The organism is Pseudooceanicola pacificus, assembly GCF_009789075.1.
In the GTDB taxonomy this organism is placed as follows: domain Bacteria; phylum Pseudomonadota; class Alphaproteobacteria; order Rhodobacterales; family Rhodobacteraceae; genus Pseudooceanicola; species Pseudooceanicola pacificus.
In genome coordinates, this window is sequence record NZ_WNXQ01000004.1 from 38,620 (window position 1) to 54,127 (window position 15,508).

The window sequence follows — 15,508 nt, forward strand, 5'->3', positions numbered from 1 at the left end:
TCGCTCGAACCCGACGGGGGCAGCATTGCGTTTCAAGCGGGCTTGCGCAATTGCAGGTGCCGCCCAGCCAGCGGGATCAGCCCGCCTTGCGCGCGATGTCGGAAATGGCTGCAATCTCGGTATCGCTGCTCGAAAACGAGGTCACGAAACGCACGAGAACCTCATGATCCAGGTCGACCCGGTCCGGCAGAACCGCATCGTCGTACCATTCGGCAAAGCCAATTCCCGCATCGGCCAATTGCGCGCCTGTCTGGCGGGGCAGCACCGCAAAGACCTCGTTCGCCTGCGGTGGCAGGGCAATGCGCACCCCGCCTATAGACAGCAAGGCCGTGGCCAGCTCCTGTGCCCGCGCGTTGGCATGACCCGCCAGCGCCAGCCAGTGATCATCTTGCAGCCATGCCCCGAATTGGGCGCCCAGAAAGCGGCCCTTGGACACCAGATGGCCACTGCGTTTCATCCGTTCGGGAAAGCCCCGCGCGAGTGTCTTGTCAAAAAAGATGACGGCCTCGGCGGCGACAGCCCCGTTCTTGGTGGCCCCCAGACACAGCACATCCACCCCCGCCCCGACAGAGATGTCGGCCGGGTGACATCCCAGATGGACCACCGCATTGGCAAAACGCGCACCGTCCATATGAACACGCAGCCCCGCATCACGCGCCACGTCGCACAATGCGCGCACCTCGTCCGGCGCGTAGACCTGACCGTTTTCGCTGGCCTGTGCGACAGACAGGACCTGGGGGCGGATATTGTGCGGTCCGTCGTCCGGCATGGCGCGGATGTGCGCGGCAAGGCCCTGTGCCTTCAACCGCACATCAAAGGGCGCCACCGGCATCAGACGCATACCACCTGTCAGAAACTCGGGCGCTGTTGATTCATCGCGCAGGACATGCGCCTGATGATGGCACAGGATCGCCCCCCAGGGATCGCCAAGCGCAGATAGCGCCAGGCAGTTTGCCGCCGTCCCCGAGGTGACGAAATAGGCGACAAGATCGCAATCAAACACGTCGCGCAGCTTGTTTTCCGCATGTTTTGTGGCTTCATCGGTGCCATATGACGCGCCATTCTGGCTGAACTCGCGGATCAGTGCATCCAGCACAGCGGGCGATGCGCCAGATCGGTTGTCGCTGCCAAAATTCATGACGGTCTGCTGCCTCCCTGCAGGTGCGCTGCGTCACGAATATACTAAATGAATAGCGTTGACAATTTGTATAGGACGCATAGATTGAGACCATGCGAATAATCTTCCAAAACTATGTCCCCGTCGCCGACAGCCTTGCGGCCCTGCTCAGCCCCCACGCCGAGGTGGTTCTGCATGATCTGGAAACCGACACGGTGGCCTATATCGTCAATCCGATCTCGGGGCGTAAGGTTGGTGACCCATCCGAGACCGCGATGGACGAGAATATCTCGCTTGATCTGGATGTGATGGGCCCCTACCCCAAGATCAGCCGCGACCTGCACCGGATGAAGTCGACGACAGCCGTGCTGCGCGACGAAAACGGCGCGGCAACCGGGCTGTTCTGCGTCAACCTCGATGTCTCGCGCTTTGATGCTGCGGCCGAGATGCTGCAATCCCTGATCGGGATTCCTGAACAGGCCGATCAGCCATCGGTTCTGTTCGAAACCGACTGGCGTGAACAGATCAACACGCGCATCTACGAGTTCCTGCGCGAACGGCGCACGTCGCTCGAAGCGATGACCCGTGACCAGCGCACCGAGATGATCCAGGATCTGGATGCCGACGGAGCCTTCAGCATCCGCAACTCGCCGACCTATGTGTCACAACTGCTGGGGATTTCGCGGGCAACGCTGTACAAGGCGATGCGCCCGGCCCGTGACAAGTCCAACGATCTGGGAAGCGGGCTGTGACACCGCGTCTGGTCTGGTCCGGCGCCCAAAACGATGCAGCGCAACAGGCCGCGCGCATTCTGCGCAACACTCACGGGCGCGCGGCCGACCTGCTGCCGGACGACCTGCGGAACTCGACCACCATCACCGCCACGATCAACGGCGCAGGTCCACTCTTGCTGAAACTGGAAAACCTGCTGCCAACCGGATCGTTCAAGGTGCGCGGTGCCATGACGACTGTCCAGGGCATCCCCGCTGTTCTGCCTGCGGTACAGGGCGAGGTTTTCACCGCCTCGTCCGGCAATCACGGGCTGGCGGTCGCCTATGCGGCGGCGCGCAACGGGCTGGCCGCGACCGTGGTGCTGCCAGAGGACGTGTCGCTGGCCAAATACGAAGTGGTGCGCCAGATCGCGACGCGCACCATCATCTACGGCGCGGATTGTCTGAGCGCCGAGCGTCACGCCGCAAGCCTCGCCGCGCGCAACGGTGCCACGTATATTTCCCCCTACAACCACCTTGGCGTCCTGCTGGGCCATGCGACGATCGCCGCGGAAATCGTTCGCGATTACCCCGATGTGACGGATGTGTTCGTCTCGGTCGGCGGCGGCGGGTTGTTTTCCGCCCTGGCCGTCGTGTTGCAGCATCTGCGGCCCGATATCCGGCTGCACGCCTGCTTTCCCCAGAACTCGGCGCCGCTCTACTGGCGCAAGGTGCCCGCCGCCCTGCGCAGCCATGAGCCGACCCTGGCCAGTGCCGTGGCGGGCGATATCGACCCCGGCAGCATCACGATACCGCTGTCGCTGGACCGTCTGACCAGTTCCGTCACCTGCACCGAGCCCCAGATCGCGGCGGCGATGAAACGTCTGATGACCGATTGCGGGCAACGCGTCGAAGGGGCCGCCGCCCTAGCCGTCGCCGGGTGGCAAAAGCTGTCGCAGACCCGGGACATGCCGCGCCCGCTGGCCGTGATGTGCGGCGGAAACATCACCGAAAGCCGCCACGCGAAAGCGTTGGAACAGATCGCCACGCCCTAGCTGCGCATGCCCCCTCAGGAGAGCCGAATGGAAACCGCGAACTTTATTGACGGCAGCTTTGTCCCCGGAGGTGGCGACGGGATCGAGCTGATCAATCCGCGCACCGGTACGGGCATCGTGACCGTGCCGTCCGCCAGCGCCGAGCAGATCGATGCGGCTGTCATGGCGGCGCGGCGCGCCTTTCCGGCATGGTCGCAAACCACCCCGTCCGAGCGCGCCACCCTGCTGCTGCAGATCGCCGACCGGATCGAGGCGGATGGCGACAGGCTGGCCGGGCTGGAGGCACTGAACTGTGGCAAGCCGTTGCATTGCGTGCGTGACGATGAAATCCCCGCCACCGCCGACTGCTTTCGCTTTTTCGCAGGCGCGATCCGGTCGATGAGCGGCCCGTTGGCCGGTGAATATCTCGCTGGCCACACATCCTTTGTGCGCCGCGATCCGGTCGGCGTGGTGGCCGCGATTGCCCCCTGGAACTATCCGCTGATGATGCTGGCGTGGAAGCTGGCCCCCAGCCTTGCGGCGGGCAATACCGTGGTGCTGAAACCGGCCGAACACACACCGCTGACCGCGCTGCGATTTGCCTCGCTGGTGGCTGACATTCTGCCCAAGGGCGTGTTGAGCATCCTGACCGGCGACGGCCCCCACGTGGGGGCCGCGCTGATCGGGCACCCGCAGGTCGACATGATTTCGCTGACCGGCGACGTGGGCACCGGCAAGGCCGTGCTGAACGCCGCCGCGACCACGATCAAACGCACGCACCTTGAACTGGGCGGCAAGGCCCCCGTGCTGGTCTTTGACGACGCGGATATGGATGCGGCGGTCGACGCGATCCGCAATTTCGGCTTTTACAACGCCGGTCAGGATTGCACCGCCGCCTGTCGCATCTATGTGCAAAGCGCGGTTCACGATGCCTTTGCACAAAAGCTGGCGGATGCGGTCAAGACCCTGCGATATGACTGCCCCGACGATGCCGACAACGAAATTCCCCCGCTGATCACGGCAAGACAACGCTACCGCGTTGACGGCTTTGTCCAGCGTGCCCGCGCGCGCGACGGGGTGACCGTGCTGTGCGGCGGTTCAGTGGCCGATGGCAAGGGCCACTATTACCAGCCGACGGTGATCAGCAATGTCACCCAAGACGACGAGATCGTGCGCAAGGAGGTGTTCGGCCCCGTGGTGACGGTCGTGCGCTTTGACGACGAAGCGCAGGCGATGGACTGGGCCAACGACACCGATTACGGCCTGGCCTCGTCGGTCTGGACCCGCGACGTGTCACGGGCGATGCGGGTGTCGAAAGGGCTGCGGTTCGGCTGCACCTGGGTGAACACCCATTTCATGCTGGTGAACGAGATGCCTCATGGCGGGCTCAAGGCATCGGGCTATGGGCGGGATATGTCCCTGCATGCGCTTGAGGATTACACGGCGATCCGGCACATCATGATAGCGCATTAGGATGTCCCGACGCGATCCGTTGCTGCCGGTCTGGTCCCATGCCTTGCCTGGCTGGCTTGACCCGCAACGCGAGGAACAACCGCAAGAGATTCCTGACACGCCCGCCGCCAGCCTGCTTGCCCTGAAGGCCAGATCGGGCGGTTCAGGGCCGCAGGTCGATGCAACCACATTGCCCGCTGCCGAAGGCCGGGCGCTGGTCGCCAGGCGCGCGCGGGTCTGGAATACGGATCTGCCGCCGATGCAGCGCTGCGAATATGTTCTGCCCCCCGCCCGGGCCAATGCCGCCCCATGTCGCGTGGTGGTGCTGACGCCGGATAGTCCTGCGCCGGGCGCGACCCTGATGATCCCCGGCGGTGGCTTTGCCTTTGGTGCGCCTGAAACCGATGAACACGCCGGGCGCAGCCTGGCGCAAGCCGCCGGCATGTCCGTTGTCCTGCCCGACTACCGCAAAGCGCCCGAGCACCCCTTTCCCGCAGGGCTGCTTGATGTGGCCAGCGTCTGTGTGACCCTTGCCAAGCAGCCTGAAACCATCGGCTGCACCGCAGGTCCGGTGCTGGTGGGCGGCGATTCCGCCGGGGCCAATCTGGCCATCGCAACCCTGCTGCTGGAACGGCAGATACCCGCCGCGGGATTGCTGCTTTACTACGGCATGTTCGCGCCGGGGCAGCAACGTGCCTCGCACCTGCGCTTTGCCGATTACCCCGGCTTCACCGCGGGCAAGCTGCAGCGGTACACCGAATGGTATCTGCCCGATCCCGCCCGGCGCAGCGACCCGCTGGCCGCGCCGCTTCACGCCAGCGATACCGCTTTGACGACCCTGCCGCCGGTGCACATCTTGGCGGCCGAATTGGACCCGCTGTTGTCTGACAGTCTGGCCCTGTGGCGCAGGCTTCTGGCCCTGGGACATTCCGTGCGGCTGGATGTGGCACAGGGGATGCCGCACGGCTTTTTGCAGATGTCGCAACATCTGCAAGATGCGCGACAGGCCCTGACCCTGTGCGGGCATGTCGCGCGGGACTTTGCCTCAGGTCTGTGACACCTGCCGCGCCAGTGCGGTCCAATAGGCGATGCCGTGCGGGATGGCCTCGTCGTTGAAATCATAGGTCGGCGCGTGCAGCGCATCGCCGCCCGCGCCTTTTTCAACGCCATTGCCGATCAACATGAACGAGCTGGGCACCGCCTGCGTCAGATCCGAAAAATCCTCGGCCCCTGTGGTCATCGGCGCTTCGTCCAGATCGCGACCCAGGGTTCGGACAGCCGCGCGGGCAATCTCGGTGGCCTCGGGATCGGTGACCAGCGGGCGCGCTTCCCATTGCGCGTCCAGCTTGACATCACAGCCATTGACCAGCGCGACCCGCTCGGCGAGGGCGCTCAGCGCGGTGTCGATCAGGTCGCAATTGTCCTGGGTAAAGCAACGCATGGTGCCGGTCGCCTTGACCCGCGCGGGCATCACGTTGGACGCGTTTTCGTTCCCCCCTTGCACCGATCCAAGTGTGAGAACGATCGGATCGAGCGGTGCGAAACCGCGCCGGATCACGGTTTGCAGGCCGATGGTGAATTCCGCCAGCGCAAGTGTCAGATCGGCTGCCAGATGCGGCCTGCCGCCGCCATGCCCGCCGGTTCCGGTGAAAACGACCGAGAAGATGCCCGCGGCCGCCATCATCGGGCCGGTGCGGGTTGCGAATGTGCCCACAGGCAGGCCCGGCGCATTGTGCAGGCCAAAGGCCATGCCACAGGGAAACCGCGTCAGCAGCCCGTCGTCGATCATGCGCTGCGCGCCGCAATAGCGCTCTTCGGCGGGCTGGAACACGAAATGAATGTCGCGCGTGACCGCCGGATCGTCCGCCAGCGCCCGCGCCGCCCCCAGCAGCATCGCCGTGTGACCGTCATGGCCACAGGCATGCATGACCCCGGCAGTGCGCGACGCATGGGCCACGCCCGAGGCTTCCTCGATGGCCAGCGCATCCATATCCGCGCGGAACATGATGGCCGGCTGATTTCCCCCGCGCCGCAAGGTGCCCACGACCCCGTGGCCGCCAATGCCGCGCGTCACATCCAGCCCGCTTTCTTGCAGATGACGGGCGACGACATCGGCTGTGCGTACCTCGTCCAGCGACAGTTCAGGGTGGGCATGCAGATCGCGGCGAACCTCTGTCATGGCGGCGCACAGCGCGTCGATGTCGGGCAACATTGTCATGTCGGTTCCTCTTGATGAAGCTTCCACGCCACAAGATAGACAATTTGTATAGTATTGACAATTGATAAAGCCTCATGCACCTTCTGCTCATGCCGGGCTTTGCAGACGGCACAAGGTCATCAGGTTCCGAAAGAGGAATGAATGCTCGAATCTCTGACATTGTTCGGTTTCGGACCCGACAGTTGGGGCCCGGCCATGCTGCGCGCCGCGGCAAACACCGTGGCCGTCGCCGCGGCGGGATTTGCTCTGGGCGGCAGTCTGGGCGTTCTTGTCGCCTGGGCCAAAATTGCCGGAAACGCGCCTGTGCGGTGGCTGGCCGCGGGCTACACGACCGTGCTGCGCGGCATCCCCGATCTGCTGGTGATCTATCTGTTCTACTTCGGGTCGGGCCTGTTGCTGACGCCGATTGCGCAAATGTTCGGGGCCGAGGGCTTTGTGTCGCTTCCGGGATTTCTGGCAGGCATGGGTGCCATCGGCGTTGTCTCGGGCGCCTATCACGCCGAGGTCATTCGCGGCGCCTTCTATTCGGTCAAGACCGGAGAGCTTGAGGCCGCAACCGCGATAGGCATGCCGCGCCTTTTGAAATTCCGCCGCATCACCCTGCCACTGGTCGCGCGTCATGCGCTGCCGGGTCTGGGCAACGTCTGGCAGATGGTGCTCAAGGAATCCGCGCTGATTTCGGTGACCGGACTGGTTGAAATCATGCGGCAGGCCCAAATCGGGTCCAGTTTCACCCGCCAGCCTTTCACCTTCTACTTCGCGGCCGGTGTGCTGTTTCTGACCATCACGATCCTCAGCGGGCTGATCTTCAACCGGCTCGAACACCGCTATTCGAGAGGAAGGGCCTGAGCCATGGATTTTGAGTTTCTCAGCCAGACCTTTGTCGCCCTGCTGCCCGGCATTCCCGTCACCCTCGAACTTGCCACGCTGTCGCTGATGCTGGGGGCCGGTCTGGCACTTGCCTTTGCGGTGGTCCGCGTGCGCCGGCTCAGACCGCTGAACTGGCTGGTGATCGGCTATGTCTATGTGTTTCGCGGCACGCCGCTGCTGGTGCAACTGTTCATTATCTACTACGGGCTGGCACAATTCCCGGAAATCCGCAGCAGCTTTGCCTGGACCTATCTGCGCGAGCCTTATTGGTGCGCGCTTCTGGCCCTGGCGCTGAACACCGCCGCCTATGGCTCTGAGATCCTGCGCGGCGCCTTGCTGTCGGTGCCACGCGGTCAGATCATGGCGGCACAGGCCTGCGGCATGTCAGGCTTCCTGCTGTTCCGGCGCATCGTTTTTCCGATCGCCCTGCGCCAGGCCCTGCCCGCCTATGGCAACGAATTCATCCTGATGATCAAGGCGACCTCGCTGGCGTCGCTGGTCACGCTGGCCGATGTCACCGGCATCGCCGCCCGGATCATCGCCGAGACCTATCGCCCCGTCGAAGTCTTTGTCGCCGCCGGCACGATCTATCTGGCGATCTCCTACGGCCTGATCCTGCTGGTCCGTGTGGCCGAAACCCGCCTGAACCCCGATCGACGCGATCCAGCCCCGGTGGCAGGCGTCGGCGCGGCCCGAAAGGAAGTGACCCCGTGAACCAGATGACCCCGCCTGCGCAACCCGATCCCGCCCTGCCCCCCGCCGTTTCCGTGCGCGGCCTGCGCAAACGCTATGGCAAGCTCGAAGTGCTCAAGGGCATCAACTTCGACGCGCATCGCGGCGAGGTGGTGTCGATCCTCGGGTCGTCCGGTTCCGGCAAGTCCACATTGCTGCGCTGCATCAACATGCTGGAGATTCCCGAAGCCGGCACCGTCACCGTCGACGGCACCGAAATCGCTCTGGTGACCAGGCGCGATGGCGGGCGGCGGCCTGCGGACCCGCGTGCCATGGACCAGCTGCGCGCGCGGATCGGCATGGTCTTTCAGGATTTCAACCTGTGGTCCCACAAGACGGTTCTGGGCAATGTGATCGAGGCCCCCACCCATGTCCAGAAACGCCCGCGTGCCGAATGTATCGCCGAGGCGCGCGCACTGCTGGACAAGGTGGGCATCGCGGACAAGGCCGACCAGTATCCGTCGCGCCTGTCCGGCGGCCAGCAACAGCGCGCGGCCATCGCCCGCGCCCTTGCGATGAACCCGGCCGTCATGCTGTTCGACGAACCCACCTCGGCGCTTGATCCCGAGCTGGTCGGCGAAGTGCTGCGGGTGATCCGCGCGCTGGCCGAGGAGGGGCGGACCATGCTGATCGTCACCCATGAAGTCAGCTTTGCCCGCGACATCTCGGACACGGTCGTCTTCATGAACGACGGCGTCATCGAGGAATCCGGCCCCCCCGAAGAGGTTTTTGCGGCCGGCAACAACACCCGCCTTGCGCGGTTCGTCGAGGGGTGAAGGCCCCCAAAACCGGCCCCGTCGAAGGGCCAACCCAACACCGGAGGAAGACCACCATGAAAGTCACGCGTCTGACGCAGGGCACGGCTGCGGCTTTGATCGCACTTTGCGCACATACGTTCCTGCCCGCTCAACTGCAGGCACAGGAGAAATCCTGGGACACCATCCGCATCGCGACCGAAGGGGCCTTCCCTCCGTTCAACCTGACCAGACAGGACGGAACGCTGGACGGGTACGATGTCGATCTGTCCAACGCCCTGTGCGAACGGATGAAGGCCAAATGCACCATCATCGCCCAGCCCTGGGACGGGATCATCCCGGCGTTGAACGCCGGCAAATACGACGCGATTGTCGCCGCCATGTCGGCCAATCCCGAACGCGCCAAGGTCGTATCGTTCACCATTCCCTATGCCGCAGGCGGTGTGACCTTTCTGACCAGCAAGGACAACAGCCTGGCCGATGTCCCCTATGTCGACACGCTGATCCGGCTGCAGGACCCCAAGGACGCAGACAAGCTAAAGGCAGCATTGGCCGAATTGAACACCGCTTTTGCGGGCAAGGTGGCCGGGCTGCAGGCCTCGACCATCGCGACCGAGTTCTTTCACAAATATCTGCCGGACGTGAAAATCCGCGAATACAAGGGCAACGAGGCCGAGCTGGACCTGGCCGCCGGACGGGTCGACATGATCATGGCGTCGCTGATGTACCTCAGCGATTTGGTCAAGCAGGACGGCAGGGAAAACCTCGTGCTGTTCGGGCCCCGCTTTGGCGGCGGCCTGCTGGGTCAGGGAGCCGCCATCGCTGTGCGGCAGGACGACGACGCTCTGCGTGAAAAGCTGGATGCCGCATTGGAAGAGCTGAAAGCCGATGGCACCATGAAAGAGATTTCCATGAAATGGTTCGGCTTTGATGTGACGCCCTGAACCTTCGGCGCAAGATCGCCGCGCCCGCATAGGACGCGGCATGTGCAAAGCAGGACGTCCCGGGCCGAAACCGCCCGCCCCCTGCGGCCCGCAACATGTCACGCGGCGCGTCGAAAGCCGCGCAAGGGGGCTGGCGCAAGGTCCGGGGGCGGGTCACCAGAGACGGGCCCGTTGCAGTAGCGTCTTTGCCTCACACCAAGGGCCGCTCCGCGCTCCTTTCAGGCTGCCCCGGGTCCCGGGACGGCCGTTGCTCCCGCCGATGACCTTGGCATGGCTGTGCGCTTTGTCCGTGACGATCGTCAGCGGATGATACGGGCGGATCGCCTCTCGCGCTTGTTTCAGACAAGCCCTTGCCGCCCGCGCCATCGACCCCTCCGTCATCACAACTTAGCGGAAACAGCGACCCTGCCGCGTTGATGCAGCGGGCCCCTAGTCCAGCGGCACGGTCATCTTCTTTATGATCTGGCCGGTTTCGGGACGAACCCCGCGCCACCAGTGGAATGCTTCTGCAGCCTGCTCGACCAACATTCCCAGGCCATCGGCGATGTGGGCGGCCCGGGACAATCGCGCGAACGAAAGGAACGGGGTCAGGCCTTTGCCGTAGACCAGATCATAGGCCAGGCAGTCCTTGCCAAAAACCTCGGGCGGGATGTCGGGCAACTCTCCGAAAAGGCTCGCAGCCGTGGCGTTGACCACCAGGTCAAAGCTCTCCTCCCCCAGATCCGCCAGCGCGCAGGTTTCGATCCGGCCGCGCCATGCTTCGGTCGCCCCAAGCGCGCTTGCCTCTTCCAGCGTCCGGTTCGACACCACAAGCCGCGCCGGCCCCGCGTCCAGGAACGGCTGGATGGCGCCCCGGGCCGCCCCACCCGCGCCCAGCAGGAGCACGGATTTCCCCGCCAGCGGAACGCCGAGGTTGACCTCGATATCCCGCGTCAGTCCGACACCGTCGAAATTGTCCGCGATAATCCTGCCACCCTCGAACTTCAGGCAGTTTGCCGCCCCCGCCAGCGCAGCGCGGTCCCGGCAGTCATCTGCCAAGGCGCACGCGTCGAGCTTGAACGGAGCCGTCACATTGGCGCCCGCCCCGCCCTCCTGCATAAAGCCGAAGATCGCGTCCTGAAACGCACCCGGCTGCGCCTCGATGGCGCGATAGGTCAGGGTCTCTCCGGTCTGTCGTGCGAAGGTTTCATGTAACCAGGGCGACTTGCTATGCGCCACCGGATTGCCAAAAACTGCGTAGGCGTCAGGCATGGCTCTGCTCCTTCTGTTCAGACGTCGAATGGATCGAAGAGGCCGGTCGCGCCCTTCAGCATCCCGCGCGCCATGACGGCGCGGTGGATCTCGGACGCGCCGTCAAAGATGCGGTACACGCGGGCGTCGCGGTAATATCGTTCTATCGGCAGGCCCTTCGCATAGCCCAGCCCGCCGAAAATCTGCATCGTGCGGTCGACGACGCGCCCAAGGGCCTCGGAGGCCTGGACCTTGACCGCAGAAATCCGTTCGCGCGGATCGAGGCCGCGGTCGATCTCGGCCGCAGCCTGCCACAGCGCAAGCCGGGCCGCGTTGATCTCCATCGCGCTGTCCGCAAGCATCTGCTGCACCATCTGGAAGTCGCCGAGCCGCTGGCCGAACTGCTTGCGTTCCCGGGCATGATCCAGAGCCATCCGCAGGATATGCGTCGCCTTGCCCACGGCCCGCGCCCCGACCTGTGCCAGCCGGACCCGTCCCAGGACGGACAGGGCCAGCTTCAGCCCCGCCCCTTCCTGCCCGAGCAGATGCTCCGGCCCGAGCGCCACATCGTCAAACGCCAGCTCAAGGTGGCTTGTGCCGCGCAGCCCCATCATCGGCTGGTCGGCGCCGGGGCGAAATCCGGGCATGCCCTTGTCGACCAGAAACAGGGAAATCCCCTTTGCGCCCGCCTGCGGATCGGTGACGGCAGAGACGATGAAGAAATCCGAATGCGCGCCATCCGAAATGAAATGCTTGGAACCGGAAAGCCGCCACCCGCTGCCGTCCCGCACGGCCCTTGTCTGGATGCCCGCCGCGTCCGATCCGGCGCCCGTTTCTGTGAACGCGATCGAGCAGGTGCGCGCTCCGGTAACGCAGGGCTTCAGCCAGCGGTCGATCTGCGCGCCCTCGCAGGACAGAAGCACCTCGTAGACATTGCCGAAGGCCCGGCGCACAAGGATATCGGTCGTATGCCCGAATTGCTCCTCGACCAGCATGGTCTCGAAGGCAGACAGACCGCCCCCGCCGAACTCCTGAGGGATATTGGTTGCATAGAGCCCCAGGGCGCGAGACGCCTCATAGATCCTGCGCGCATCAGCAGGGTCGAGCGCGCCGCGATCCTCGACGTCCTGTTCCAGAGGGCGCAGCTCACGGGCGATGAAGTCGCGCACCGTCTTCACCAGGAGACTTTGTTCGTGGGTCAGTGCAAGGTCCATTGGTGTTCCCGATCACTTGCTTGAGACATCCGCCGCGAGGGGCGGACTGTCAGCGTTGCGGCATGCCCTTCGGCCTCAGCAGCTGCTTTTGCGCCGCGGTCCGGAATGGGGCGTTGGGTGCGCCATAGCCGTCATACGCCCCGACCCGCTGCACGATCTCGAAGAACAACCCGCTGGCGAAGGGCCGGCTGTAGAACTGGTAGAACGCCCCTTGCGCGGTTTCGTCATAGAGGATGTTGAGCGATTTCATCTCGTCCAGGCGCCCGGGCTCCAGGCTGAAACGGGCCCGGAGATCGCCATAGTAGTTCTCGGTCAGAACAAGCGGGTCGAAGCCCGAGTCCCGCATCCGACGGGCCGTCGAAAAGATGTCACCGGTGGCAAAGGCGACATGCTGAATTGCGCCCCCGAAGCTGTCGGCCAGAAAGTTGCCGACCAGCGTGCGATGCGTGTCGGCACCGTTCAGGGTGATCCGCACCGCACCGTTGGCTGACTTCATCGCAACGCTGCGCACCAGACCGTCGGGATCCACCACATCGACGATCTCCGAACGCGACATGTCGAAGATCGAGGTGTGGAACAAGGCCCAGCTCAGCATGTCCTCGTAATGCATGGTCTCGGCCAGGTGATCGATGCGCGACAATCCGGCGTCGGGTGTTGCGGCGACGACGGGGCGCCGGAACTCGACCGACCAGACATCCGCCAGATCGCTCGTGTCATCAATGAAATGCATCACACTGCCACCGACGCTGCGGATGGCGGGGATGTCCATTTCGCCGGGCCCGACGCTCTGATTGAAGGGCGTGGCACCCAGGGCGCGCGCACGTTCTGTGGTGGCCCCGGCATCGTCAACCCGCAGGCCCACGTCGCAAATGGTGGTGCCGTGCATGTTATAGGCCGAACTGGCGAACCCGGTTGTCTCCTGGTTGAGGATCAACCGAATATCGCCCTGTTGCCAGAGCGTGACCGCCTTGGACACGTGATCGCCCAGATGAGAAAACCCCATGCTGCGGAGCATGCCGGCCAGTTGCCCGGCCTCTTCTGCACGTGTCGCAAATTCCACGAACTCGACCCCGCCCACCCTGGTACGCGCGGGCATCGGCGGGATGTCGACAAGCACGTCCGGCTCGGACCGCCGCACATCGTCCATCAGCACGTGCAGGGCCCGGTAGCCGTCCCGCGCGATCCCCTCGGGCTGGGCGCCCCTGAACTGATCGTTGAAGATTTCAAGGCTGACAGTGCCGTCATACCCGGTGGCCGCGACCGCGCGCATGAAGTCCTGCACGCGCAGATCGCCCTCTCCCGGCATGTTGCGAAAATGGCGGGACCAGTAGAACAGGTCCATGCTGATCTGCGGCGCGTCGGCCAGTTGCACGAAGAAGATCTTGTCGCGCGGGATGCGGCGTATCGAGTCCGGGTCGATCTTGCGGGCGAGCGTGTGAAAGCTGTCGAGGATGAGGCCGATATTCGGGTGATCGGCGCGCCGCACGATTTCCCAGGCGTCCCGGTGATCGTTGACGTGCCGCCCCCAGGCCAGGGCCTCGTACCCCACACGCATGCCGAACGTGGCGGCAAGCTCGCCCAGCTCAGCGAAATCCTGGGCGGCCCTGTCTATTCCGCCCAGAGCGTTTGGATGAAGTGACGAGCAGACCAGCATGAGGTCGGCCCCCAGCTTGCGCATGGTCTCGAACTTGTAGCGTGCGCGGTCAAAGGCCTTCCTGCGTTGGTCCCCGACCAGCCCTTCGAAATCCCGAAACGGCTGGAACAGCAGGATCTCCAGCCCGTGATCCCGGATCATGGTGCCGATGTCGCGCGGCGAGCCTGCATCCGCGATGAAATCCTGCTCGAAGATCTCGATCCCGTCGAACCCGGCCCTGGCGATGGCGGCGAGCTTTTCTTTCAGGGTCCCGGACACCGATACCGTCGCTATTGCTGATTTCATGACCGGGTTACCCGAGGTTGTTGCGTTGCAGTGAATGCGAAAGCTGTCCTGGCCGCCCGTGGCGGCCTAGGCGTCGACGCGTCGCGGCGAGAACAGTGCCCCCTGTGCCTCCATCGCCTCGATCTCACGCTCCGAGAAGCCCAGTTCCGCGGCGATCTCGGCGTTGTGCTGCCCGAGATCCGGCGCGATCGAGGGCGTGGCCTTCTCGCAGGCCGAAAAGTTGAACGGCAGGTTCGGCAGGCGGATCCTGCCCAGTTCGGGGTGATCCTGTTCGAGGATCATGCCACGCGCGGCGATCTGCGGATCTGCCATCACCTGATCTATGGTCTGCACCTGCGCGGCGGGCACACCGGCGGCCTCCAGCGCGGCCATGCAGGCGGCCACCGAGGGCTGCGCCCCGGTCCAGGCCCGCACAAGCCCGGTCACCTCTGCGCGGTGCGCGTTGCGCCCGGATGCGCTGTGGAAGCGGCTGTCGGCGGCCAGGGCCTCGCCGCCAACGAGCCGGGCGAGTTTTGCCCAGATCTCGTCGACCTGCGCGGCGATCACCAGGTAGCCATCCGGCGCGGGAAAGGCACCGTAAACGGTGGAGTCCGGCTGATCGGAGCCGGCCCGGACCGGCATCACCTCGCCGCCCGACAGGCTGTAGGCCTGCACCGCGAAATCATGCATCGAAACCATGCAGTCATAGAGCGCGAGGTCGAGGTGCTGGCCCTCGCCGCTGCGTTCCCGCCCGAACAGGGCAGCGCAGATCGCGGCAACGCCGTGGGCGCCGGTGTACATGTCGGCCAGCGGCATCCGGAACAGCGGCGGCGCCTCGCCCGGCGTGCCGACCATGGCCATCGCGCCGCTCTTGGCCTCGGCGATCAGGCCGAAGCCCGCACGCTCGGCATCCGGCCCGGTCTGGCCATAGGCGGAGACCGAGCAGTAGACGAGGCGCGGGTTTATCCTGCTGAGGTCGTCATAGCCCAGCCCGAATTTCTTCAGCGCGCCGGGGCGGTAGTTCTCGACGAACACATCGGACGTCTTCACCAGCCGCTGCATCAGTTCGCGGCCCTGCGCCTGCCGCAGATCGAGGCACAGCCCCTTCTTGCCCATGTTCTGTTGCAGGAAATAGCCGCTGTGATCGCCTGCGAAATAGGGGTGGCGGCGACCGGCGTCGCCCAGTTCGGGGCGCTCGACCTTGATCACCTCGGCCCCCATCGAGGCCAGCGCGCGCGACATGAAGGGGCCGGCGAGGTAGTGCGAATAATCGACGACACGGATGCCGGTGAGCGGGAGCGGTTGTTGTTTCAT

Annotated in this window: 14 protein-coding genes; 8 read left to right on the forward strand and 6 right to left on the reverse strand. The window is 64.6% G+C overall.

The annotated features are described in order from the left end of the window. Positions 1 to 76: 76 nt before the first annotated feature. A complete protein-coding gene (locus tag GLS40_RS08295; RefSeq protein ID WP_160382299.1) occupies positions 77 to 1,138 on the reverse strand; it encodes a threonine aldolase family protein in 1,062 nt (353 codons plus the stop codon). Between the two features lie 92 nt (positions 1,139 to 1,230). Here GLS40_RS08295 and GLS40_RS08300 point away from each other — a divergent pair, with 92 nt between their 5' ends. From GLS40_RS08300 to GLS40_RS08315, 4 genes are read left to right on the forward strand one after another with little or no spacing between them, the layout of a single operon-like run. Beyond that, the gene (locus GLS40_RS08300; RefSeq protein WP_160382300.1) at positions 1,231 to 1,869 is read left to right on the forward strand and encodes a helix-turn-helix transcriptional regulator; all 639 of its coding nucleotides are present in this window, start codon (positions 1,231 to 1,233) and stop codon (positions 1,867 to 1,869) included. Further along, positions 1,866 to 2,882: a pyridoxal-phosphate dependent enzyme gene (locus GLS40_RS08305; RefSeq protein WP_160382301.1), complete on the forward strand. Its 1,017-nt coding sequence runs from the start codon at positions 1,866 to 1,868 to the stop codon at positions 2,880 to 2,882. Before GLS40_RS08300 ends, GLS40_RS08305 begins: the two co-directional genes overlap by 4 nt. Positions 2,883 to 2,909: 27 nt before the next feature. Next, on the forward strand, positions 2,910 to 4,334 hold the full coding sequence (locus GLS40_RS08310) for a gamma-aminobutyraldehyde dehydrogenase (protein ID WP_160382302.1): 1,425 nt from the start codon (positions 2,910 to 2,912) through the stop codon (positions 4,332 to 4,334). A 1-nt stretch (position 4,335) separates the two neighbouring features. Next, positions 4,336 to 5,370 (forward strand): alpha/beta hydrolase, encoded by a 1,035-nt coding sequence (locus tag GLS40_RS08315; RefSeq protein ID WP_160382303.1) that lies wholly within the window; start codon positions 4,336 to 4,338, stop codon positions 5,368 to 5,370. Here GLS40_RS08315 and GLS40_RS08320 read toward each other — a convergent pair. Next, positions 5,359 to 6,531, reverse strand: a complete 1,173-nt coding sequence (locus tag GLS40_RS08320) for an amidohydrolase (protein WP_160382304.1) — start codon at positions 6,529 to 6,531, stop codon at positions 5,359 to 5,361. The genes GLS40_RS08315 and GLS40_RS08320 overlap by 12 nt on opposite strands. A 141-nt stretch (positions 6,532 to 6,672) precedes the next feature. Here GLS40_RS08320 and GLS40_RS08325 point away from each other — a divergent pair, with 141 nt between their 5' ends. From GLS40_RS08325 to GLS40_RS08340, 4 genes are read left to right on the forward strand one after another with little or no spacing between them, the layout of a single operon-like run. Next, the gene (locus tag GLS40_RS08325; protein WP_160382305.1) at positions 6,673 to 7,380 is read left to right on the forward strand and encodes an ABC transporter permease; all 708 of its coding nucleotides are present in this window, start codon (positions 6,673 to 6,675) and stop codon (positions 7,378 to 7,380) included. Between the two features lie 3 nt (positions 7,381 to 7,383). Beyond that, positions 7,384 to 8,115: an ABC transporter permease gene (locus GLS40_RS08330; protein ID WP_160382306.1), complete on the forward strand. Its 732-nt coding sequence runs from the start codon at positions 7,384 to 7,386 to the stop codon at positions 8,113 to 8,115. Between the two features lie 5 nt (positions 8,116 to 8,120). Beyond that, positions 8,121 to 8,909: an ABC transporter ATP-binding protein gene (locus GLS40_RS08335; protein WP_160382625.1), complete on the forward strand. Its 789-nt coding sequence runs from the start codon at positions 8,121 to 8,123 to the stop codon at positions 8,907 to 8,909. Between the two features lie 56 nt (positions 8,910 to 8,965). Next, the gene (locus GLS40_RS08340; RefSeq protein WP_160382307.1) at positions 8,966 to 9,832 is read left to right on the forward strand and encodes a transporter substrate-binding domain-containing protein; all 867 of its coding nucleotides are present in this window, start codon (positions 8,966 to 8,968) and stop codon (positions 9,830 to 9,832) included. Positions 9,833 to 10,261: 429 nt separating this feature from the next. Here GLS40_RS08340 and aroE read toward each other — a convergent pair whose 3' ends face one another. From aroE to GLS40_RS08360, 4 genes are all read right to left on the reverse strand, one after another. Further along, on the reverse strand, positions 10,262 to 11,083 hold the full coding sequence (gene aroE / locus GLS40_RS08345; protein WP_160382308.1) for a shikimate dehydrogenase: 822 nt from the start codon (positions 11,081 to 11,083) through the stop codon (positions 10,262 to 10,264). 17 nt (positions 11,084 to 11,100) lie between these two features. Then, positions 11,101 to 12,276 carry an acyl-CoA dehydrogenase family protein gene (locus GLS40_RS08350; protein WP_160382309.1) on the reverse strand — a complete coding sequence of 392 codons (1,176 nt, stop codon included), beginning with the start codon at positions 12,274 to 12,276 and terminating at the stop codon, positions 11,101 to 11,103. A 49-nt stretch (positions 12,277 to 12,325) separates the two neighbouring features. Further along, on the reverse strand, positions 12,326 to 14,215 hold the full coding sequence (locus tag GLS40_RS08355; RefSeq protein ID WP_160382310.1) for a bifunctional sugar phosphate isomerase/epimerase/4-hydroxyphenylpyruvate dioxygenase family protein: 1,890 nt from the start codon (positions 14,213 to 14,215) through the stop codon (positions 12,326 to 12,328). Between the two features lie 66 nt (positions 14,216 to 14,281). After that, positions 14,282 to 15,508 (reverse strand): CaiB/BaiF CoA transferase family protein, encoded by a 1,227-nt coding sequence (locus tag GLS40_RS08360; RefSeq protein WP_160382311.1) that lies wholly within the window; start codon positions 15,506 to 15,508, stop codon positions 14,282 to 14,284.

Coding starts and splice junctions, on each gene's coding strand:
- GLS40_RS08355 (WP_160382310.1), bottom strand. CDS start 14,215: ATGAAATCAGCAATAGCGACGGTATCGGTGTCCGGGACCCTGAAAGAA.
- aroE (WP_160382308.1), bottom strand. CDS start 11,083: ATGCCTGACGCCTACGCAGTTTTTGGCAATCCGGTGGCGCATAGCAAG.
- GLS40_RS08350 (WP_160382309.1), bottom strand. CDS start 12,276: ATGGACCTTGCACTGACCCACGAACAAAGTCTCCTGGTGAAGACGGTG.
- GLS40_RS08320 (WP_160382304.1), bottom strand. CDS start 6,531: ATGACAATGTTGCCCGACATCGACGCGCTGTGCGCCGCCATGACAGAG.
- GLS40_RS08330 (WP_160382306.1), top strand. CDS start 7,384: ATGGATTTTGAGTTTCTCAGCCAGACCTTTGTCGCCCTGCTGCCCGGC.
- GLS40_RS08335 (WP_160382625.1), top strand. CDS start 8,121: ATGACCCCGCCTGCGCAACCCGATCCCGCCCTGCCCCCCGCCGTTTCC.
- GLS40_RS08360 (WP_160382311.1), bottom strand. CDS start 15,508: ATGAAACAACAACCGCTCCCGCTCACCGGCATCCGTGTCGTCGATTAT.
- GLS40_RS08295 (WP_160382299.1), bottom strand. CDS start 1,138: ATGAATTTTGGCAGCGACAACCGATCTGGCGCATCGCCCGCTGTGCTG.
- GLS40_RS08325 (WP_160382305.1), top strand. CDS start 6,673: ATGCTCGAATCTCTGACATTGTTCGGTTTCGGACCCGACAGTTGGGGC.
- GLS40_RS08340 (WP_160382307.1), top strand. CDS start 8,966: ATGAAAGTCACGCGTCTGACGCAGGGCACGGCTGCGGCTTTGATCGCA.
- GLS40_RS08300 (WP_160382300.1), top strand. CDS start 1,231: ATGCGAATAATCTTCCAAAACTATGTCCCCGTCGCCGACAGCCTTGCG.
- GLS40_RS08315 (WP_160382303.1), top strand. CDS start 4,336: ATGTCCCGACGCGATCCGTTGCTGCCGGTCTGGTCCCATGCCTTGCCT.
- GLS40_RS08310 (WP_160382302.1), top strand. CDS start 2,910: ATGGAAACCGCGAACTTTATTGACGGCAGCTTTGTCCCCGGAGGTGGC.